Annotated in this window: 13 protein-coding genes; all 13 read left to right on the top strand. The window is 49.0% G+C overall.

Annotation, left to right across the window (positions count from 1 at the left end; genetic code table 11):
* The first annotated feature begins 11 nt into the window (after positions 1–11).
* The 13 genes from NST94_RS14735 (at position 12) to NST94_RS14795 (ending at position 20,939) form a co-directional block, all read left to right on the top strand.
* The gene (locus NST94_RS14735; protein WP_339282107.1) at positions 12–1,028 is read left to right on the top strand and encodes an LLM class flavin-dependent oxidoreductase; all 1,017 of its coding nucleotides are present in this window, start codon (positions 12–14) and stop codon (positions 1,026–1,028) included.
* Positions 1,029–1,081: 53 nt separating this feature from the next.
* Positions 1,082–2,263, top strand: a complete 1,182-nt coding sequence (locus tag NST94_RS14740; RefSeq protein WP_280752971.1) for an amidohydrolase — start codon at positions 1,082–1,084, stop codon at positions 2,261–2,263.
* Positions 2,260–3,432, top strand: coding sequence for an N-methyl-L-tryptophan oxidase (gene solA, locus NST94_RS14745; RefSeq protein WP_280753004.1), 1,173 nt, complete (start codon positions 2,260–2,262; stop codon positions 3,430–3,432). The genes NST94_RS14740 and solA overlap by 4 nt, the downstream gene beginning before the upstream one ends.
* Positions 3,432–3,911: a DinB family protein gene (locus NST94_RS14750; protein WP_076184634.1), complete on the top strand. Its 480-nt coding sequence runs from the start codon at positions 3,432–3,434 to the stop codon at positions 3,909–3,911. The genes solA and NST94_RS14750 overlap by 1 nt, the downstream gene beginning before the upstream one ends.
* Positions 3,912–3,986: 75 nt before the next feature.
* The gene (locus NST94_RS14755; protein WP_076125544.1) at positions 3,987–5,333 is read left to right on the top strand and encodes an LLM class flavin-dependent oxidoreductase; all 1,347 of its coding nucleotides are present in this window, start codon (positions 3,987–3,989) and stop codon (positions 5,331–5,333) included.
* Between the two features lie 206 nt (positions 5,334–5,539).
* Entirely contained in the window at positions 5,540–6,433 is an 894-nt protein-coding gene (locus NST94_RS14760; protein ID WP_081383282.1) for an ABC transporter permease subunit, read from the top strand.
* A 6-nt stretch (positions 6,434–6,439) separates the two neighbouring features.
* The gene (locus NST94_RS14765; RefSeq protein ID WP_036677267.1) at positions 6,440–7,336 is read left to right on the top strand and encodes a carbohydrate ABC transporter permease; all 897 of its coding nucleotides are present in this window, start codon (positions 6,440–6,442) and stop codon (positions 7,334–7,336) included.
* A 30-nt stretch (positions 7,337–7,366) separates the two neighbouring features.
* Positions 7,367–9,052, top strand: a complete 1,686-nt coding sequence (locus tag NST94_RS14770) for a hypothetical protein (RefSeq protein WP_248548284.1) — start codon at positions 7,367–7,369, stop codon at positions 9,050–9,052.
* Between the two features lie 102 nt (positions 9,053–9,154).
* On the top strand, positions 9,155–10,945 hold the full coding sequence (locus tag NST94_RS14775; protein WP_076184638.1) for a sensor histidine kinase: 1,791 nt from the start codon (positions 9,155–9,157) through the stop codon (positions 10,943–10,945).
* Complete coding sequence (locus tag NST94_RS14780; RefSeq protein ID WP_280752972.1) at positions 10,945–12,549, top strand: response regulator; 1,605 nt, start codon at positions 10,945–10,947, stop codon at positions 12,547–12,549. Before NST94_RS14775 ends, NST94_RS14780 begins: the two co-directional genes overlap by 1 nt.
* 10 nt (positions 12,550–12,559) lie before the next feature.
* Positions 12,560–15,364, top strand: a complete 2,805-nt coding sequence (locus NST94_RS14785) for a glycoside hydrolase family 2 TIM barrel-domain containing protein (RefSeq protein WP_280752973.1) — start codon at positions 12,560–12,562, stop codon at positions 15,362–15,364.
* A gap of 828 nt (positions 15,365–16,192) precedes the next feature.
* Positions 16,193–18,841, top strand: coding sequence for a glycoside hydrolase family 2 TIM barrel-domain containing protein (locus NST94_RS14790; RefSeq protein WP_076276558.1), 2,649 nt, complete (start codon positions 16,193–16,195; stop codon positions 18,839–18,841).
* Positions 18,834–20,939 (top strand): hypothetical protein, encoded by a 2,106-nt coding sequence (locus tag NST94_RS14795; protein WP_076276559.1) that lies wholly within the window; start codon positions 18,834–18,836, stop codon positions 20,937–20,939. Before NST94_RS14790 ends, NST94_RS14795 begins: the two co-directional genes overlap by 8 nt.
* Positions 20,940–20,976: the final 37 nt, after the last annotated feature.

The following is a 20,976-nucleotide window of genomic DNA, read 5'->3' on the forward strand; positions in this document are numbered from 1 at the left end:
GAGGAAAAACAATGGTTATTACAATCAGCGTACTTGATCAAAGTCCGATCTATCCGGGAGAAACGCCGGAGGAAGCATTCCAGCATACGATCAAGCTGGCACAATTGTCCGAAGAGCTTGGATTCCACCGGTTCTGGGTTTCGGAGCATCATGACTCCGAGCAGGTAGCCGGCTCTTCCCCGGAAGTACTTATCTCACATCTTCTGGCTAAAACAGAGCGAATCTGCATTGGCTCCGGTGGCATCATGCTCCAGCATTACAGCCCGTATAAGGTAGCGGAGAACTTCAATGTGCTGTCTACACTGGCTCCTGGACGAGTGGATCTCGGTGTGGGACGTGCTCCCGGTGGACTCCCACGTAGCACACAGGCACTACAGCAGGGAAAAGCTGAAACCCCAGACCTGACGGACAAAATCATCGAGCTGGAAAAGTATGTACATAACCGCCTCGAAGAAAACCATCCGCTGGCAGGGTTGAAGGCAGGTCCCCTTCCTGGTATTCCTCCTGAGTTGTATGTCCTTGGCGCGAGTGTAAGCAGCGCGGAAATTGCCGCTGAACTGGGGTTACCCTACGTATTCTCCCTGTTTATTAACAGCGATAAGGCGGTAGCGCTGGATGCCATTCGTGCTTACCGCAGCGGTTTCGCTTCTTCACAGGGCAGACAACCGCAAGCCATTATCGCTTTAGCGTTAGTGGTGGCTGAGACTGAAGAGGGAGCGAAAGAACTGGCAGGTGCGCATAAGCTGATCCGGATTCAACTGGCGAGCGGGAAGAAGCTGACAGTAGGGACCTTGGAACAGGCGGAGGAATTTGCCCGCCAGAGCAATGAAGCCTACACGATTGAAGAGTTGGAACCGGAGATTACCAAGGGAACAAAATCATCTGTCCGTGAACAGTTGTTGGAACTTTCAGAGGCATCCGGTGTCGAGGAGTTCATCATAACGACGAATGTACAGCCCTTTGACAAACGGCTCCGATCCTTTGAGCTACTGAGCGAAGCAATCGCTGAAGTGGCTGCAGAGGCATAAAGCGGGCGGGCTCGGTATCACACAGGAAATCGTGTAAAGGAGGGTGACTGTAAATGACAAGTAAAGCTAAAGAGTTGAGTGCGGAAGTGCTTGAAGAAGAATTAATCGGGATACGCCGTCATCTGCACCGGCACCCGGAACTGTCCAATGAAGAATATGGCACAACAGAATATATTATTTCCCTGCTGGAGCGGGCAGGAGTCAGGATCGTAGAATACGGTCTGTCTACCGGCGTGATCGCAGAGATTGGCGGCAAAAAGCCCGGTTCGGTCATCGCACTGCGCGCAGATATTGATGCCTTGCCAATCCAGGAGGAAAGCGGAGTATCCTTTGCTTCATTATATCCCGGCAAAATGCATGCCTGCGGGCATGATTTCCATACGGCTGCCTTGATTGGTGCCGCCTATCAATTGAAACAGCGAGAGCAGCAATTACAGGGAACGGTGCGCCTGTTATTCCAACCAGCCGAGGAGAAGGCGCAGGGTGCACAACGAATCATTGCTAGCGGGGCACTAGAAGACGTCCGGGCAGTGATCGGGCTGCATAACAAGCCAGACCTGCCAGTCGGAACCATCGGTATTAAGGGTGGTCCTTTAATGGCAGCAGCTGACGGGTTTGTGATAGAAGTGCAGGGTGGCAGTTCTCATGCTGCCGTTCCGGAAGCTGGCATAGACCCGATTGTAGCGGCTTCGCATATTGTGACGGCATTCCAGTCCATTGTAAGTCGCAATGTCAGCCCGCTGCAGAGTGCGGTGGTCAGTGTGACGCAGATTCACAGCGGCAATTCATGGAACATTATCCCCGAAAAAGCGGTGCTTGAAGGGACGATCCGCACCTTTGATGAAACGGTGCGCAGCAAAGTGCTGGACCGGTTTCAGGAAGTGGCGGTCGGTGTAGCAGCGGCTCTTGGAGCAGAAGCTACCGTTCGCTGGATAGAAGGGCCACCTCCGGTTATCAACGATCCCTCCCTAGCAGCGCTTGGAGGTGAATCGGTCGATGCTCTTGGCTACCGAGCGATTCAGCCAGAGCTTTCTCTGGCTGGAGAGGATTTCGCCTTCTATCAGCGCGTGGTACCCGGACTGTTCGTTTTTGTAGGTACTGAAGGAAGCCAGGAATGGCATCATCCGGCCTTCAATCTGGATGAACGCGCACTCCCTGTGGCAGCACGTTTCCTTGCGGATGTAGCTGTACGATCCCTAGTGCAGTACAGTCCCGATGGAGGTGCAGAATTATAGCTGAACATAACACTTACGATGTAATTATCGTCGGCGCAGGCTCGATGGGCATGAGTGCCGGTTACTATCTTGCGAGGCGCGGAGTGAAGACGCTGCTAATTGATGCCTTTGATCCTCCACATACACAGGGAAGCCATCACGGGGAAACGCGGCTGATCCGGCATGCTTACAGTGGTGATCCCGCCTACATTGATTTGGCTCTGCGGGCAGATCGTTTATGGAAAGAAGCTGAGCAGTTGAGCGGAATAGAACTGCTTGTCCGCTCGGGTGTATTGAATCTCGCAGATAGTGCAGTGTATTCCTTTAGCGGTCGTCTCGCGGAAGCAAAGATACGGAAGGTGCCGGTCCAGCAACTGGATGCCGGAGAGATCCGGCGGCGCTGGCCGGGATTGAACATTCCGGAAACATTCGCAGCAATGTATGAACCGGATGCCGGGTATTTGTACAGCGAGCGCTGTATCACCGCCTACCGCCAGCTTGCCCTTGGACAGGGTGCGGAACTGTTGACGAACACTTCGGTAGTAAACATCACCGCCCGCGAAAGCAGTGTAACAGTTCATACAACAAACGGCGATTATCACGGAGCGTCAGCTATCCTTAGTGCCGGAGCCTGGTTTGGTGCGTTAGCGCCTTTTGTGCATTTGCCAATCAAGGCGATCCGCAAAGTTGTGGGCTGGTTTGAGAGCTCACCTGCTTTTGCAGCCGGTAACTTCCCTGGCTTCACGCTAGGAGCTGAGGAAGGTGGCTATTATGGCTTTCCCAGCATTGCTGGAGCCGGTCTGAAGATCGGCCGGCACGATACGGGGCTGGAATGGAAACCAGGCACACTACTTGCTCCCTTTGGCAGTGAAGCCAGCGATGAGCAAGACCTCCGAAGAGTACTGGAGACTTACATGCCGGGTGCAGCTGGCCGATTACTTAAAGGCTCTGTATGCAAATATGAGCATACACCTGATGAAGATTTCATTATTGACCGCCATCCGCTCCACTCCAATGTGCTGGTAGCCGGAGGGTTCTCAGGGCATGGTTTTAAATTTTCTAGTGTTGTAGGTGAAATACTTGCTGATTTGGCGACAAGTGGAGCTACCAACCACAACATTCAACCTTTTGCGTTATCACGTTTTACACCTGATCATTCGCAAGCAGGCCTTATTTTGGAGGGGATTTAATGAGCAAAGTTCAAATTAGCAATTTTTTAAGTACGCACAACCAACTGGTGCATGCAACCGCAGGGTTATCAGAGGAACAGCTGAAATGGAAGGCAGCACCAACGAGTTGGAGTATTACTGAGGTTTTAGCCCATCTAGCTGATCACAGCATTGTGGTTTCGTTCCGTATCCGTGATATTCTCGCTGCTACAACTGCGCAGCTGCCAGTCTTCAATCAGGACGCTTGGGTCAGCGGCCAGTACGCCAATAGTGGTAGTGCTTCCGATAGTCTGGAGTTGTTCCGCAGCCTGCTTTATTATAACAGTCTATTGTTTGAACGACTCAGCGCAGAGGATTGGGAGAAAAGCGGGGTTAACTTCAAGGGGGAAAACGTTAAAATTTCCGATATCGTCCATAGCTTCACCGCACATGTAGAGAGACATCTTGGCCAGATTGAGCGAATCAAGCAGGGCGCAGCCAATGCATCGTTCGTGCAATGAATACTTTCATAGTTAGTTTTGCATGAAGTAAAACCTGGGAATCGTATGCTCACAAAACTTTTAGGAGGAATGAACATGACCAAACCAAAACAACTGAAGCTAGGCGCACTGCTGCATGGAGTAGGAGGCAGCACGTCGATGTGGCGCCATCCTGATGCTAAGCCGGATGCAAGTGTAAACTTTGAATTATACAAAGCGTGGGTACAGAAGGCAGAAGAAGGCAAGCTGGATCTGATCTTCATCGCAGACGGTTTGTACATTAATGAAAAGTCCATTCCGCATTTCCTTAACCGGTTTGAACCGCTGACCATTCTTAGCGCACTCGCCGCCGTCAGCACCAACATCGGTCTGGTTGGTACCCTGTCCACCTCCTACAGTGAACCGTTTACCGTCGCGCGTCAATTCGGCTCACTGGATGTAATCAGCGGTGGCCGGGCCGGCTGGAATGTGGTGACTTCACCGCTGGAAGGCTCTGCCTCGAATTATAGCAAAACAGAGCATCCTGACCATGGCAAGCGTTACCGTATTGCTACCGAATATTTGCAGGTGACCCGCGGATTATGGGATTCCTGGGAGGATGATGCGTTTGTTCGAGACAAAGAAACAGGTGTATTCTTCGATCCGCAAAAAATGCATACCCTGGACCATCAAGGAGAGTTCTTCTCCGTGAAAGGACCGCTCAATATTGCTCGTTCGAAGCAGGGGCAGCCAGTAGTGTTTCAGGCAGGTTCCTCAGAAGTTGGTAAAAATTACGCCTCAAAGGAAGCGGATGCTATCTTCACTGGCCACGAAACGCTAGAAGATGCCCAGGCATTCTATAGCGATGTTAAGACAAGGGTAGCTTCATTTGGCCGGGATCCGAATGAGGTGCTGATCTTTCCTGGTATTGCACCAATCATTGGCGACACATCAGAGGAAGCAGAGCGCAAATATCAGGAGGTTGCTGGTCTCGTGACGATTGAGAATGCACTGAACTATTTGGGCAGATTCTTCGAGCATCATGATTTCTCGCAATATCCGCTGGATGAACCGTTCCCTGAGCTTGGTGAGTTGGGGCGCAATAGTTTTCAGAGCGGCACGGATAAAATCAAAAAGGACGCGAAGGAGAGAGGATTAACACTAAGACAGGTCGCCTTACAATCCGCTACCCCGCGCAGCAGCTTTATTGGCACACCTGAGCAAGTGGCTGATCAGATTCAAACCTGGTTTGAGGGTGGAGGAGCAGACGGATTTATGATCGCAGCTGCTGTTCCTAATGGACTGGAGGAATTCGTCGATCGGGTAGTGCCGATTCTGCAAGAGCGGGGCCTGTTCCGCACTGAATACGAAAGTAGCACCCTGCGTGGAAATCTCGGTATTCCATTGCCAGAGAACCGCTATTCCAAGGCTTCACAACCGGTAGGGCAAAAAGCCGTACATTAACAATAATAATTTGAATCGAATAATTAGCTTTCGTCATAAAAATGTAACGCAGCCGTTTAAGGCTGCGTTTATTTGCGTGCGCGCGGAGCTTGTCTAACAACGTAAGCGCTTTAAAGAACCAATCAGAGCAATAGATAACCAATCACTGTTATATAGGCAGGGTTCCCGCTGCACCTTATGATAGAAATATCAAGGAGGGATGTAAATTGTACGCTAAGTTCTACAAGTACCGATGGCAATATTTAATGATTCTTCCGGGAGTGCTGTTGCTATTTCTGTTCAGCTATATTCCGATGGCAGGGATTCAGGTCGCCTTCCGCGACTTTCAGATTGGCACCTCGATCTGGAACAGCACATGGGTGGGATTAGACAACTTTTCTTTCCTGCAAGATCCCCAGTTTTTAACTGTCGTCAAAAATACGTTATATATATCTGTGCTTAAGTTCATCTTCGGATTCCCGGCACCGATTCTACTGGCACTGGTGATTAACGAGGTAACCCGGCCTGTATTTAAGCGATTCGTGCAATCGGTCAGCTATTTGCCACATTTTTTCTCATGGATTGTAGTCGCTTACATCCTGCAGTCTTTTCTGACATTGGATGGTGGGCTGGTCAATCAGTTCATCGAGAAAGCAGGCGGTGATCCTGTATTTTTTCTAGGTTCCACGGAGTGGTTCCGGCCCATGGTTATATTAAGCGGCTTGTGGAAAGAGACCGGCTGGAACACGATTCTCTATTTGGCTGCGATCACAACGATTGATCCGCAATTGTATGAATCCGCCAAAGTAGAGGGTGCAGGAAAGCTAGCCCAGATTCGGCATATCACCTTCCCGGGTATTCTACCGACAATATCGATTGTGCTAATTCTGAGTATCCCAAGCCTGATTTCAGTAGGGATGGATCAGATTTATCCGCTGATGAATTCTGCTAATCAAGGGGTCGCGGATGTACTGGATACGTATATCATCCGCAACGGATTGCAGCAGGGATATTTTGGGATGGCGACCGCAGTGGGATTGTTATCCTCAGTGATTAGTTTGATATTGGTTGTTTCGACTAATCAGTTATCCAGAAAAATAAATGGTGAAGGATTATGGTGATGGTATATGAAGCTCAGCAGAGGTGAAAAAATAGCTCAATACGTCATCGTCATAGTACTGGCCGGTCTGTGCTTGTCTGTACTATATCCATTCCTGTACATGCTGGCCATCTCACTGAATGACGGTGCAAGTGCGGCCAAAGGTGGCGTGTATCTATGGCCCAAGAATTTCACATTAATTAATTATGAGATTGTATTAGGAAATGAGATTATCCGCCAGTCTTATCTAATTACAATCGCTAGGACAGTCATTGGCACATTCGCAGGACTTATCGTCACACTTCTGGTGGCCTTTGGCTTGTCCTACCGCGGCCTTCCATTAAGAAGCACGATTCTAGGCTATATTCTTTTAACCATGCTATTCAGTGGAGGACTGGTTCCTTTCTATATTCAGCTTAATAATCTCGGGCTTATCAACACGTTCTGGGTGTATATTTTTCCCGGGCTGTTCTCGGTCTGGAACATGTTTGTCATGCTGAAGTTTATACAGGGAATCCCTGAAGCTCTGGTAGAATCCGCTGAACTAGATGGAGCCGGTCCTGTTCGTACTCTGATTCAGATTATTATTCCACTCTCTCAACCTATGCTTGCCGCACTTGGATTGTTTACCGCAGTGGGACACTGGAATGACTGGTTCGCCGGTGCTTTCTTCGTCACGAAGCAGAACCTGATTCCGGTGCAGACCTTCCTGCAGCAATTGCTCGCTGCTCAGGATTTATCCGCTGTCCTTGGCTCGAATACCAACCAGGAAGCTTTGGCGAGAAGCTCACAAATGCAGAACATTACGCTGATGTCGATTAAGATGGCAGTCGTTATGGTGAGTGCAATCCCCATCCTGTGCGTGTATCCGTTCCTGCAGAAATATTTTGTGAAAGGAGTTCTTGTAGGGTCAGTAAAAGGCTGATTTTCAATAATAGAACAGGGGGAAAAATCAATGATATTCAAAAAAACGGGTCTAGCCGCTTTGGCTGCAGCAACCTTACTGATGTCTATTGCCGGATGCTCCGGATCAGGTGAGAATACTGCGAACAAGCCTGGAAGCGACAATGAAACGTCAAGTAACCAGCCCGCCAGTGGCTCGACATCTTTTAATCTCTGGCTTGGATGGACGGCAACCATCAATAATGATAGTTTGGTCCAGAAATATTGGCGTGAACAGGAGCCTGGAGTAAATGTGAAGCTGGAAACCACTCAAGGCGACGCGATGACTGCACTTAATTTGAAGATAAACACTGGTGGCTTTGAAGATGCAGCTATCTTCAGCAGAAACGAAACGGTCAAAAGCGCGATGAACCGGTCGAAACAGCTAATGCCGCTAGAGCAGTATTTCGACATGCCTGACAAATATCCAGGACTTGCGTCTATTCCAAAGCAGTATCTGGAACTTATGAAGGATAATGAGGGCCATATCTGGTCCATTCCTACCTGGTTTGACCAAAACCCGGAAGATCCGTGGCCAGGCTGGGCATCTCAAGCCTGGATTGTCAGAAGTGATGTGCTGGAGAAAACAGGTATGACCAAAGAGGACTTAGCAACGTTAGAAGGAGTTGAGACCTTCCTTCGGAAAGCTGCAGAAGAGAAGGATGCTTCCGGCAAATCGCTTATTCCGCTATCATTCCTGATGGACACTAGTGATAATCTGGGCTGGAGCGATGAAAACGCGATTTTGACAGCATTCGGGGTGACTACAGCAGGTAATGGCGTTGACAAACGCGGCGATGATTTTGTATTCGCTTACGACGATCCCAATTATAAAGCAGCTTATCAATGGATGAACAAGATGTACCAGGAGAAGTTGATCGATCCAGAGGTCGTCACCAGCAAAAGAGAACAGTATACAGAAAAGAACAAATCGGGTCGTATTGCCTTCAATGTCGGCAGCTTCTGGAACATTCCTGCCTCAGCCTGGGAGACATTGGACGGCCCAACAGAGCCAGGGTGGTTTTACGAAGCGATCCCTTTTCCTAAAGTGGATGGTGTAGAGAAAGTCGGAATTAACCAGGTTACCAATCCGAATCCAGGCTATGATGTCTATGTTAGTGAAAAAACTAAAAATCTGGAAGCTATTCTGAAATTCTTCGATTATACCTTGCAGCCAAAACCCGAGCAGCAGCAGGTCATTAATGAAGGACCGGCGGGATTATACTGGGATTGGATTGATCAACCGTTGGGCAAATGGAAATTCACAGACGAAACCTACAAGACGAGCCGCAATTCCGGAGACACCGCACAAAAAGCTAAAGTCACCCCTGAGCTTTACATGACTGCCTCTTACAGCAATGAATGGTACCCATGGTGGAACACAGAGGATGCAGGAAAAGCCGGAGCTGCTAAGACCATTAAGTTCACTGAAGCTATCGGCAAAATGGGAACGATCCGCGTGGCAGAGCCTTATGATCTATTCCAGATGAAACAGGGCGGCGCATGGGAGAAATATTCACCGGAGATCGAAAATATCCGCAAGGAATATCGAGCCAAGCTTTTAATGGCCAAAGACGAGGGGCAATTCGAAAAGAATTGGAGCGATTTCCAAGCAGCACTAGAGAAGCGTGGGCACTGGAGTGAAGTCAAGCAGGAGTGGCTGGATACGTACAAGGAGGAAGTAACAGCCTTGCAATAGACAACCGTGATGCTCTTTCAGTCGCGGATCGTAAACGATAAAAAATTAATGGAGCACCTCTCACTTGGAGGGGGCTCCCTTTGCACTTCATGGGGGGAATCTATGATTAAACAACAAATAGAGAAATGGATCATCCGTATGACCCGTTCCATGAACCTGAGGAGTAAAATTGTATTATTCTACGGACTAATTGTATTTCTCCCCACCGTACTGCTGGCTGCAGGTGCAGGGTACATGATGCTTCATACGGTGCGGGCCAATTATATGCTTACGATCAGGGAAGCCGTTCGGCAAAGTGCGCAGAGTATTGAATTCAGGAAGCAAAGCTATGATCTGCTGGCTACCCGAACGGCTACGGATGGTGAGCTGATCTCTAGATTAGCCAGGGACTATGCGGATATCGATGAACAATTGGGTACGGTCAATTATGTGGACCGTTCCTTCCTGCTCACCAGTAAATACTTGCCAGGGATTGAGAATTTCCGAATCTATCATACCAACGATACACTAGTGCAAGATGGAGGGCTTTTGTGGAAGCCGGAAGAACGTAGCCTTTCGGGAATTCGAGAGCGGGATTGGTATACGAAAATGCTTCGCACAACAGACAATCTGGTATGGACTAATGCAGCTGACGACAGGACTAAGCTAGTGGTATCCCATAAAATTCTGAACGCATATGGAGATGTTTACGGGATTGTGTACCTGTTACTGAACTATAACGGTGTCTTCATGGAATCGTTCGAACATCCTTTTGAAGGGGCCGGAGAATTGTATATCGTTGACGACAACGAACGCATTATTGCATCCTCGGAGCCCTCTGAAATTGGCAGCCGGTTATCCTCATCCTCCTTAGGTCAGTACTGGAACAATTCGTTGGAAACCTCAGCGACAAAAAGCGGGATGATGCTGATCACTCAGGAGATTAAGTCTGGCTGGACGGTTGCCGCACTTGTGCATCTTGACCGACTGGAGGAGCAGTCTACGCGGATTATGTACTATATCGGAGCAGGTATTGCTTTTTTCCTGCTGCTGTCCATCTTTCTAATCATGATTGTACTTAAAAATGTGATTTGGCGGATCCGCAAGCTGGGCACCAGGATGACAGATATCTCACAGGGCTATTTCGAAGTTACAGTGAGAAACCGTGACAACGATGAGCTGGGGGAGCTTGAGGTATTGTTCAATTCCATGTCTGGCCGTTTGAGAAAACTGGTCGAAGAACATACAGAGGCCATGCTCAAAGAGCGAGAGCAATCATTCAGGGCGTTGCAGGCACAGATTAACCCTCATTTCATCTATAATTCGCTAAGTCTGATCCGTTGGCGGGCATTAGATCAGCAGGACGAATTGCAAATCCGAACCATAGATGCGCTGACGACATTCTATCGGCTGGCACTCAATAACCGGGTTAATGTGACGCTGATCCGTGACGAAATTGAGCATCTTAAGGCGTATATCGAAATTCAGCAGCTGCGTTATCCCGGTCAGGTATCCGTAGAGTGGCTGGTAGAGCCGGACGTTCTTGACCTGTACAGCATTAAGCTGATCCTACAGCCAACGGTCGAGAACTGTTATCTGCACGGGGGCATCACAACTAGAACTCATGCTTTTATACAAATTACGATCAAACGAGTGGAGAATACGGTGCAGTTTCAGATTTTTGATAATGGAAAAGGGATTGGCAGTGAGAAGCTGGAACAGATCCGTGCCGGCAGCTACACGGGTACGCAAAACGGATTCGGGATGAACAATATCCGTGAACGTCTTGCATTGTATTTTGGCACAGAGGGCCGCTTTGAGATTGAAAGTGTAGAAGACGAATGGACTTGTGTAACCATTGATATCCCTGTTTGCAAGGAAAGTCCTGAGATAAAAAAGGGGGATGGAGCTTAATGCGGGCATTAATTGTCGACGACGAGCCTATGCAGATTCAAGGGCTTCTTCGTCATATTGGCTGGAAAGCTCTGGGGTATGAGGAACCGTTAACTGCATTATCTGGTGAAGAAGCACTAACGATTCTAGGAGAAACTCCTGTGGATGTGATGATCGCTGACGTCTCGATGCCCGGTATGACAGGGATCGAACTGCTCGCCAGATGCAGAGCGGATTATCCGACACTCCAGTCTTTACAGACTGTGATGATCAGTGGATATGACGAGTTTGAATTTGTGCAGGAGGCTATACATCTGGGAGCTAAAGCTTACGTTCTGAAGCCCATCAAGACGGAAGAACTCGAAATGAAACTGGCTGTGTTCAGAGAAGTAGTTGAGAAGAAAAAACAGATTGAACAGGAAACCACTGTACTTAGGGAGAAAGTTACAGAGAGCTATGAGGTGCTGCAGGAACGTTTCGTCAAAGATATGGTCGAAGGCTGGATCCACAGTGATGAGCTGCTCGAATCCTGGCGGCGCCTGCTGGATCTGCCTAATGGGGAATGGCAGGCAACTTTATTCCTGTTTGGATATGACCGCAGGTTCCTAGATAATCCGTATGATGCCAAGGATCGGATCCTGCTTAGCGAAGGGCTATTGAACTGCGTTAAGACTGGTCTATCTGGTTTCTCCGGTACCTATATAGGGAAGACAGGAGCGGATGAACTGGCCGTCATTGTGCTGAACGCAACGCCATTGGTGCGGGCAAGACTTGAGAAGCAGCTTGCGTTTATCCAAGATATCCTAAGAGAGCAGTATAAAGCCTCCGTCTCGGTCGGAATCAGCAGAGAGTGTTTGTTCTGGACGGAAATACCGTTGCTGTATAAGGAAGTAAGGCATATGATGACCGGTGCCAGGCTGGCCGGCTACGGACAAATCCTTTATTTCGACCGGAACTTGATGAATGAATATCATGATTTCCGGTTGCGTGAAGAATACATTCCGGAAATCGTTAAGCTACTGGACAGAGGAGAGAGCGATAAAGCTTCCGCTTATTTCAATCATGCTTTCGAAGTGTTACTTGCGCGAGAGCCTGTATCCTTTTCCTATGTGCAGGCTTTCGGAATGGGTTTGCTTAGTGAACTAGCCAGAAAACTGAAGCGTATACATGAGAAGGATTCAGAGATGAACATCCTCATGTGGCAGCGGCTGATCGACTGTACAGGCGTAGATGAAGTCAGGAAGGTCGTACTGGAATATTTGGCGCAATATGCTAAGCTTAATCAAAGAGAGCAGGTCGCTCAGCAGCATAACCTTATCCAGCGGGTCGCCCGCCAACTGGAGGAGCATCTGCATGAGAACATGACTGTTAAGCAGCTTGCTGAGCAGTTCCACTTGAATCACAGCTATTTAAGTGTTCTCTTCAAGAAAGAAATGGGCCGGACGATTTCCGACTTCGTGCAGGAAGCGCGTATGAACAAAGCCAAGGAACTGCTTCGTGACCCCAATATTAAGGTCTACGAGGTTGCCGAACAGGTGGGCTTTCAAACCGCGGCTTATTTTGCCTTCCTTTTTAAGAAAACAACCGGCACTACACCTCAGGAGTTCAGAGATTATCATTATTAGGAGTGATATTTTGCAGACAAAGATCAGCCTGGAAGGCGAATGGAAGTTGCAATTGGATGAGGGAAATCAAGGACTGGCATTGCCTTTTACAGATGTTATCACACTGCCGGGAACAACGTCCTACGCACGCAAAGGTTCGAAGAACGAGGATGTTTTAGTAAGCGCATTAACGGATGAGTATTTGTTTGAAGGGCAAGTCTGGTATTCAAAAGAGGTCGTCATTCCGGAAGAACTAGCCGGCAAAGTCTGCTTCCTATATTTGGAACGCACGAGGCTGACGACTCTATGGCTGGACAATCAGGAAATAGGCAGCCGTAACAGTCTGAACACCCCACATATATACGAGTTGCCGCAGCTTCAACCTAGGAATCATACGCTCACCATCCGCGTGGACAATACTGGTTACCCAACCAAAGGTGGACATTTAACGTCGCAGGATACCCAGACCAACTGGAATGGGATTACCGGACGTATGGAGCTTCAGTTCTATGGTGAGTCACGGCTCAGCGGCATCCGGCTCGATCCGGATCTCTCAGCCCGCTCAGTCCGAATCACGGCAACCTTGGACAGCAGGAACGAATCTATACTTACAGTGTCTGCGCAGAGCTTCAACAGCGACAATACACATGCTGTGGACCAGCGGGAGTACCCAGTCTCACCGGGTAGTTTTTCCTTCAACTATGAGCTTGGTCAAGACGCGCTGCTCTGGAGTGAAGGCGCTCCCAATCTTTATAACATAAACCTTGTTTTGAAAGACAGCGATGGATATATAATGGACCGACAGGAGCTCGTTTTTGGATTGAAGGAATTCCGGGCAGAGGGCGATAAGTTTACAATCAACGGACAAAAAACCTTCCTCCGCGGCAAACATGACGGCCTAATCTTCCCGCTTACCGGTTATGCCCCGACTGACGTCGAGGAATGGGTAAGAATCCTTGGCATCTCCAAGTCTTACGGCATCAATCATTATCGCTTTCATACCTGCTGTCCGCCGGAAGCTGCTTTCACCGCAGCGGATATGCTCGGTATCTACATGCAACCAGAGCTTCCATTTTGGGGAACAATCACGGAAGAAACCGACGAGGGCCATAATCAGGCGGAGCAGGACTATCTGATCAGCGAAGGCTATGCCATTCTCCAGGCTTTTGGCAATCACCCCTCCTTCGTGATGATGTCGCTTGGCAACGAGCTATGGGGCAGCAAAGCTAAGATTGATTCCTTCCTAAAGGACTATAAAGCATTTGATAATCGGATTCTCTATACACAGGGGTCCAATAACCACCAATGGGTGCCAGAAATTCTGGAACATGACGATTTCTTCAGCGGCGTGCGCTTCTCCAGAGATCGGCTGTTCAGAGGCTCCTATGCGATGTGTGATGCTCCATTAGGTCATGTCCAGATTGATCTGCCAGGCACGATGAAAGACTATGACGATCAGATCGTCCCTCAGGATCTCTTCAACGGAGAGGGGATGGAAGCTGCCGCTGGCGGAGAGATCCAGATCCAGTATGGTACGGAAGCCAAGACGGTGAAGGCTGGAGACGCTTCCGCAGAATGGATACCGCACATTCCGGTAATCTCGCATGAGATCGGACAGTATGCTACCTATCCTAATTATGAGGAAATCGATAAATACAACGGTCCGCTCAAAGCTGAGAATTTCAAAATTTTCCGTGAACGACTGGAAAGTAAAGGGCTGGGTCATTTGGCCGCCAAATATTTCGAATGCTCGGGGCAACTGGCAGTAGCTTGCTACAAAGAGGAACTCGAGGCGGCATTCCGCTCCCGTCGGCTTGCGGGTTTCCAACTGCTTGATTTGCAGGATTTCAGTGGCCAGGGAACGGCGCTGGTGGGTGTCCTCGACGCCTTTATGGATTCCAAAGGAATGATAAGTGCTGAGGACTGGAGAACTTTTTGTAATGATGCCGTTCTGTTGGCGAGATTTCCCAAGTATAACTATGTCTCTGGTGAAACGTTCGATGCCCATGTCGAACTGAGCTGTTTCCGCAGTGGTATGCCGAGTACATTTGAACTGCATTGGGAGCTTACCGAGGATTACGGTATACTCGCCTCAGGTTCAACCGAGGTGGACGTACCTGCAGGAACGAATTATATCGATATCTGCGATCTGGCAATAAAACTACCTGTAGTTGAACGGATGAGTACTATCGTATTATCCCTCTCCATACAGGGAACAGATATCCGCAAGAGCTATGACCTGTGGATTTATCCAGTGAAGAGTGGCAACATGCTGGAGGGTGTCCATGTCTTCGACAAGCTATCTGATGATGCGCTTGCATTGCTGGAGCAAGGTGAGAATGTGCTGCTTATGCCGAACCCGGAATCTCTCCAAAATGCTGTTGAAGGTTATTACTGCACAGATTTCTGGTGTTATCCAATGTTCCGCTCGATCTCAGAGAGCATGAACCGGCCAGTACCCATTGGTACTATGGGGATGTTGATTGATAACAAGCACCCGGTGCTTCGTGAGTTCCCGAGCGAGGAATATTCTACCTATCCTTGGTGGAGTATTGTTGAGAATTCGAAATCGCTCATCATGGATGCGGCAGACCGCAACTGGAATCCCGTAGTGCAGACTATCGATAATTTTGAACGCAATCATAAGCTGAGTTTCCTAGTGGAATGCAGTGTAGGAGCAGGCAACCTGCTGATATGCGCATTGGATGCTGATAAGGTTAGCGATACGCCGGAAGGCAGACAGTTCTTATCCAGCCTTGCGGGTTATATGAAATCAGATGATTTCAAACCACAGTACAAGGCGAATGTTGCGGAGCTTCTTGAGCTGATCCAATAGGTAGAGGCAGGCGATTACTAAGGCTCCTTATCGCATTTCATATGGATGAACAGTCCAAGGGCGCTATACTAAAAACTACTTTCTTCATTGAGTAAGACAGACGGTTTCATCGTAAAAAGATCTAGAGCAGCGATTCTCTTAATAAAGAGAGATTCGCTGCTCTTAGTTTTTTGCTGCTTTTAGTTTATTGGTAGCCGCCAGCTTCAACAGTGTCATCGTTATCTGAGTCTCTGAGGGTTTCGGACCCAGATGACACTATTTACTAATTTTCAGCCTTTTGAACAACATTTCGGACTCCAGTGACGCTATTGCTTAAAAAGAGGTCCATATGTGTTGTATTTCATACAGATAGTGGCTATGGGGACCGTTAGCCCACCAAAAGTACAATAATACTGCTTTTAGCGTCATCTATGTCCGATAGGTGGTGCTACATTGTTGCAATAGTTCTTAGAACTTCTGTAAAGGAGTTCACCAAGCAGCCTTTCGCGGCTCAAGGGAACTCCTTTTTTCGCGTTCGACGTATTACACGTATTGGTAAAGCACGGGAGTCAGAGGCTCCGAAACAAAACAAGCCTTAAAAAGCCACCTCTATAGATGATTGCTGATAAGCCTCACTCCAGCCTAGAGGGGTTGTTTGTGTTTATCAGCAACTGAGCAGTTTTACAAACGATTTCACAGGGTTGGAGACCTTTGAAAACATTAACCCGGTGCTATCATTGGTAATGAAGCTGCACACCTAAAGTTGTAAGCGCATTAACGAATGGCGCCAGAGCCGCTCATCGTCAGGAACAGCGCCAAATTTAGCAGGGTTTGGGGGAACGGGAAGACATGAATGAAATTCGATTGAACGATTTGAAGTGGGAAGTCAAAGGGTATTGGCCCTGGGTTCCGCTAAAGGGCACCAGTATGGAGCTGGGACAGGAATTGATGGGGGTTACGGACTGGATGCCTGCCACTGTGCCGGGTGGAGTTCACTATGATCTCTTCAGACAGGGCTGGATTACCAACCCTAATCAAGAGTTAAATAGCCTGAGTTGTGAATGGGTGGAGAACCGCTGGTGGGTTTACCGTACGACCTTGAAGCAGCCTGAGCTGAGAGCAGCCAGAGTTGAACTGGTCTTTCAGGGACTGGACTATGAAGCCTCGGTATACGCTGATCATTTACTGCTGGGTGAACATAAAGGTATGTTCGAGCCGGCTGTATTTGATGTTACAGACCTGCTCTCCGGGCGGGAAAGCCTTGAAATTTCAGTGCTGTTGAAGCAGGCGCCAGATGAAATGGGGCAAATCGGCAAAACCTCGGCTACCTTCACGCAGAAGAGCCGTTTTAATTATAAATGGGATTTCTCTACCCGGTTGGTCAATGTCGGAATTTGGGATGATGTGGTATTGAGGGTACATCAACAGTGCTCTTGGGATGATGTGTCGATCACTACAGATGCGGAGTTTGGCGAGAACGATAGAAATCAGATCTCGTCTGGTCGAATTACCATTCAAGCAGGAATCAAGCGAATGGCTGGCTCTGAAGATGATGGGACACTGACAGCGTGCATCACCTGTGCTGATCCGGAGGGGAATCCGCTGCTGGTTCAATCGCGACTAGTTCGAGCTGGAGAGCTTCTGAACGCGGAGCTGGACATACCCGAACCTGAGCTATGGTACCCAAACGGTTATGGAAAGCAGCCACTGTACAATCTTGAACTAAAGCTACTGGATGAAGCTGGAACGGAGTTGGATACCCAGAGCTTTCAAACGGGCATTCGCAAGCTCGATTATATCCACAATGTAGACAGTCCAGACAACGCCCTACCATATACAGTGGTGATTAACGGAAGCAAGATCTATATGAAAGGGGTAAATATGACCCCTCTGGACCATCTCTACGGGAATGTAACGGTTGAACAATATCAACTGATGATTCGTCTGATGAAAGCAGCTCATATTAATCTCGTTCGGGTATGGGGCGGTGGAATCATTGAGAAAAAGGCTTTTTACGACTTATGTGATGTGAACGGCATTATGGTCTGGCAGGAGTTCATTCAGTCGAGTTCAGGTATTGACAATATCCCTTCGAAGCAGCCGGAGTTTTTGGAGCTGCTTCACAAGACTGCCTGCACAGCGCTCTGTGACAAACGCAATCATGTATCGCTAACGGTATGGAGCGGCGGCAATGAATTAATGAGTGAGCCAAATAAGCCTTCCGACAGCAGCGATTCCAATCTGGCGATGTTGAAAGAACTGGTAGAACAGTATGATCCGCAGCGACTCTTCCTACCGACCTCAGCTTCCGGCCCGGTAGAATATATTACGGATGCCAAAGGTCAGGGGCATGATGTGCACGGTTACTGGAAGTATATGGGAAACCCTTATCACTACGAGTTATATGGCAGCAACGATAATCTGCTGCACAGCGAATTTGGGGTGGACGGTCTGAGTTCTCTCAAAAGTCTGGAGAAATTTCTGAGTGAGACCAACCGGCGACCGGTTTCTATGGAGAACAACGCGATATGGAGACATCACGGGGAATGGTGGGATACGCTGAGCCGTGAAGAAGAAATGTTCGGTAGCATGACAGATTTGGAGCAGTTCTCTGCCTGCAGCCAGTGGATACAGGCGGAAGGAATCCGGTTCGTGCTGGAGGCTAACCGCCGCCGTAAGTTCCGAAACAGCGGCAGCATTGTATGGCAATTCAACGAGCCGTGGCCGAATGTGTCCTGCACTAACCTTGTCGATTATTACGGTGAAACGAAGATGGCCTACCATTGGGTGAAATCTGCCTTCCGTCCGCTACATGTTTCGCTGGACTACCGCAGTCTACTGCTTACACCAAGCACCGGATTTCAGGGAGATGTATACGTGCATGGAGGAAATGGACACAGGGTAGAAGTCGACGCGGAAGTCTTCGATGCAGTCGGACGGTGCATCTATCAGCAATCATTTGAGGCAGAGGGAAACAAAGATCAGGCTGTCGGCGCTGGGGTGCTGAATTTCAACGTGCCAGAGCATGAGGATGCTTTATATTTCGTCAGATTGTCCTACCAGGACGGCGATGAAGCACCACAGCAGAATTTATATGTATTCTCTACCAATAAAAAGCATCCATATGCTCCCGCGCTTGCACTTATAGGAGGCAATCTTGAGGTGCGTCAGGAGAGTTTATGGCAGCCGACGGGTGCTCAGGAGAAGAGCCAGCAGGCCCTTTTTACAGTCCAAAATACCGGTAGTGAAGTTTTACTGCATATCCATGCAGAGGAAAGGGGAGACCGCTACTGGATGGAAGCGGATGAGCAGTTCCATACCCTCTTTCCGGGTGAGACCAAAACAGTAACGGTTACTTGCACTCCTAAACTCTCAGGAGGATTCCTGTCTGGGGAAAATTATAGGATCACAGATGGCTTGCCAGAAATTAGATTCATGTCGTTCCTAACAGCACAGAGCAGAATGATACAGGTTGGAGGAGAAAAAAATCGTGAGTAAAACATTGTGTTTTGTACCGGAGGTACATGTTCCGCTAAGTCGGTTTATTCAAGCCAAGGGATCTACACCTGTCGCTATACCTGTTAGCAGAGCAGTGGCTGATTACTTAAGGCTGCACAACGCTCCACTGCTGCTTGCTTGCTTGCGAGGCGGCGAAGTAGCTTATCAGAAAGCGAATTGGTCAACCCTCCATGAAGACACTGTTGAAGTTGAAGCAGCAGAAGGGATCTCCGAGAAAGAGGAGGGGGTATTTGTATTAGTCAGTCCTATGCTGACCAATATGCTTCCTGTAGTGTCTCACTGGGATAATAGCGTTGCTGAGGGAAAAGGAGGCTTCCGTTATGGCGGAACAGATGGCATAGGGACATTGCGGATGGACGAAGCCGGGGAAAAGGTTGTTTCCGAGCATGCACGGCTCTACAATAGCGACCCAGATAGCCCTTATGTATACAATACGGAAGATCATCAGCTGTTCGGAGGCAACGAGGGAAATAAGAATTTTAAAACTCCGCAATTCGAGCATTATATCGGTGACCGCTACAGTCTCTATGCTGTAGATGATCTAGTTGCAGTTTCCTTGAGCGACCGCATCCTTAAGACCTTCGGATTTCCGGTGGTTTTCCGCAATGCATCCACAGACAATGCTTCACTTTTAAGTAATGCGCCTGTATTTCAGCTCATCAGCGGCAGTCTGCTAGTTACAGAGAATGACCAGCATAGCCTTGCTTCCTATATTCTGCCGCCCTTTTGGAGCGCGGCAAATGTTAAGGGATATCCACTGTTGTTCAATGGTTATTATGATGCCAATGAGAATACCTTCAGTACGGTAGGTCCCTCATTTCTGGAAATCATCGGCAAGACTCTGGCCAGCACCGGCAAAGGCGTTGTCGGCATTCTGTGGAACGGAGGAGGATATATCGGCAGCCGTTCCTTGCAAGGCTCCATCTATGCTGGCATTGGGGCGGCAATTACCAGAGGTCAAGAAAGTTATGGCGGTGATGCAGAGCAGGTAGTGGCTGTAGGTGGTTCGCGCGGCGGCTTAACTGCGCTGCTGGCTGGAGGCAATCCGCTTTGCTTACCCTACCGGGTGCGCTACACACTGTGTTATGCACCGCCGTTGATTCTGAACGGGCTTACCCGTGAGTTTGCCGAAGGAGCTTGCCCACTGATCTGGCATGTGGCGGAAGTAGACACCGGTTACCGGGAAATCTGGAAGAAAGATTGGCAGCATCCACAGAACGGCAGCACGGGAATCGAGACTCTGCTACAGACTCTGACGGGAACTATTGACTCTGCAAGTCTAAAGGAAACGACCGGACTGGAATCCGAATTTTTTCTGGAGGGTCTTAAAGCGAGTGGCACAAAGCTGCTGATTAACCATGGCACGCATGATGCCTTTACCCTTAGCCGCTTCAGCTTTTCCTTCGCGGCTTTGGTCCGGAGTCGCGGGATACCGCTTCGCCATGAGATCGGATACCGCTTCGGCCATAACAACTGCACGGATCTTTACGAGCAAGCTACTCTATGTCTAATAGCTCTGCTACAGGAACAGGAGCTCGAATTCACGGGCACGGTGCATTATCGCAGACGCAGTCCGGCTGCGGGAGAGTGGGAGCAGACCGAACGTTTTGTCCCAACTCATCAACCCGTTTTTCTGGAAGCACCTAAGTTCGTAGCGGTGGGTAGCCCTGTGGCTTGGACTCTTTATGGAGAGCCGGGAATGGAATACCGCCTGGATCTGGGAATCCTAGATCAGCAGGCTTGGGAACAGAAGCAGCAGGTAGTTCGAGATGAGCGCATCACACTGGCGTCCGGTGTATTGCCGGACAAACAGCATCCGCTTGAACTCTGCTCGTGGCAGGATGGCGTAAGCCAGCTCACTGACGGACAACATGCGGGCTTATATCTTTATGAGCTGTCATACAGGCTCAAGGGTGAGCAGAAGTGGAGCGTAGTTTCTCCCTCCCGTGTGCCACAGCCCGGCGTAGAGCCTCAGTCGGTGCTTCGTATTTTGGAGGAGCAGCCCAATCCGGCGAGCGAAGCGTTTCGGGCGGAAGCGGCCGTCCTCTGCATCAGCGCAGGGTTAAGTGAGGCCTAAACGATTCACCATAACATGAACATAAGTGGTGTGCGGC

It is taken from the genome of Paenibacillus sp. FSL H8-0282, from assembly GCF_037963825.1.
Lineage (GTDB): Bacteria > Bacillota > Bacilli > Paenibacillales > Paenibacillaceae > Paenibacillus_AQ > Paenibacillus_AQ odorifer.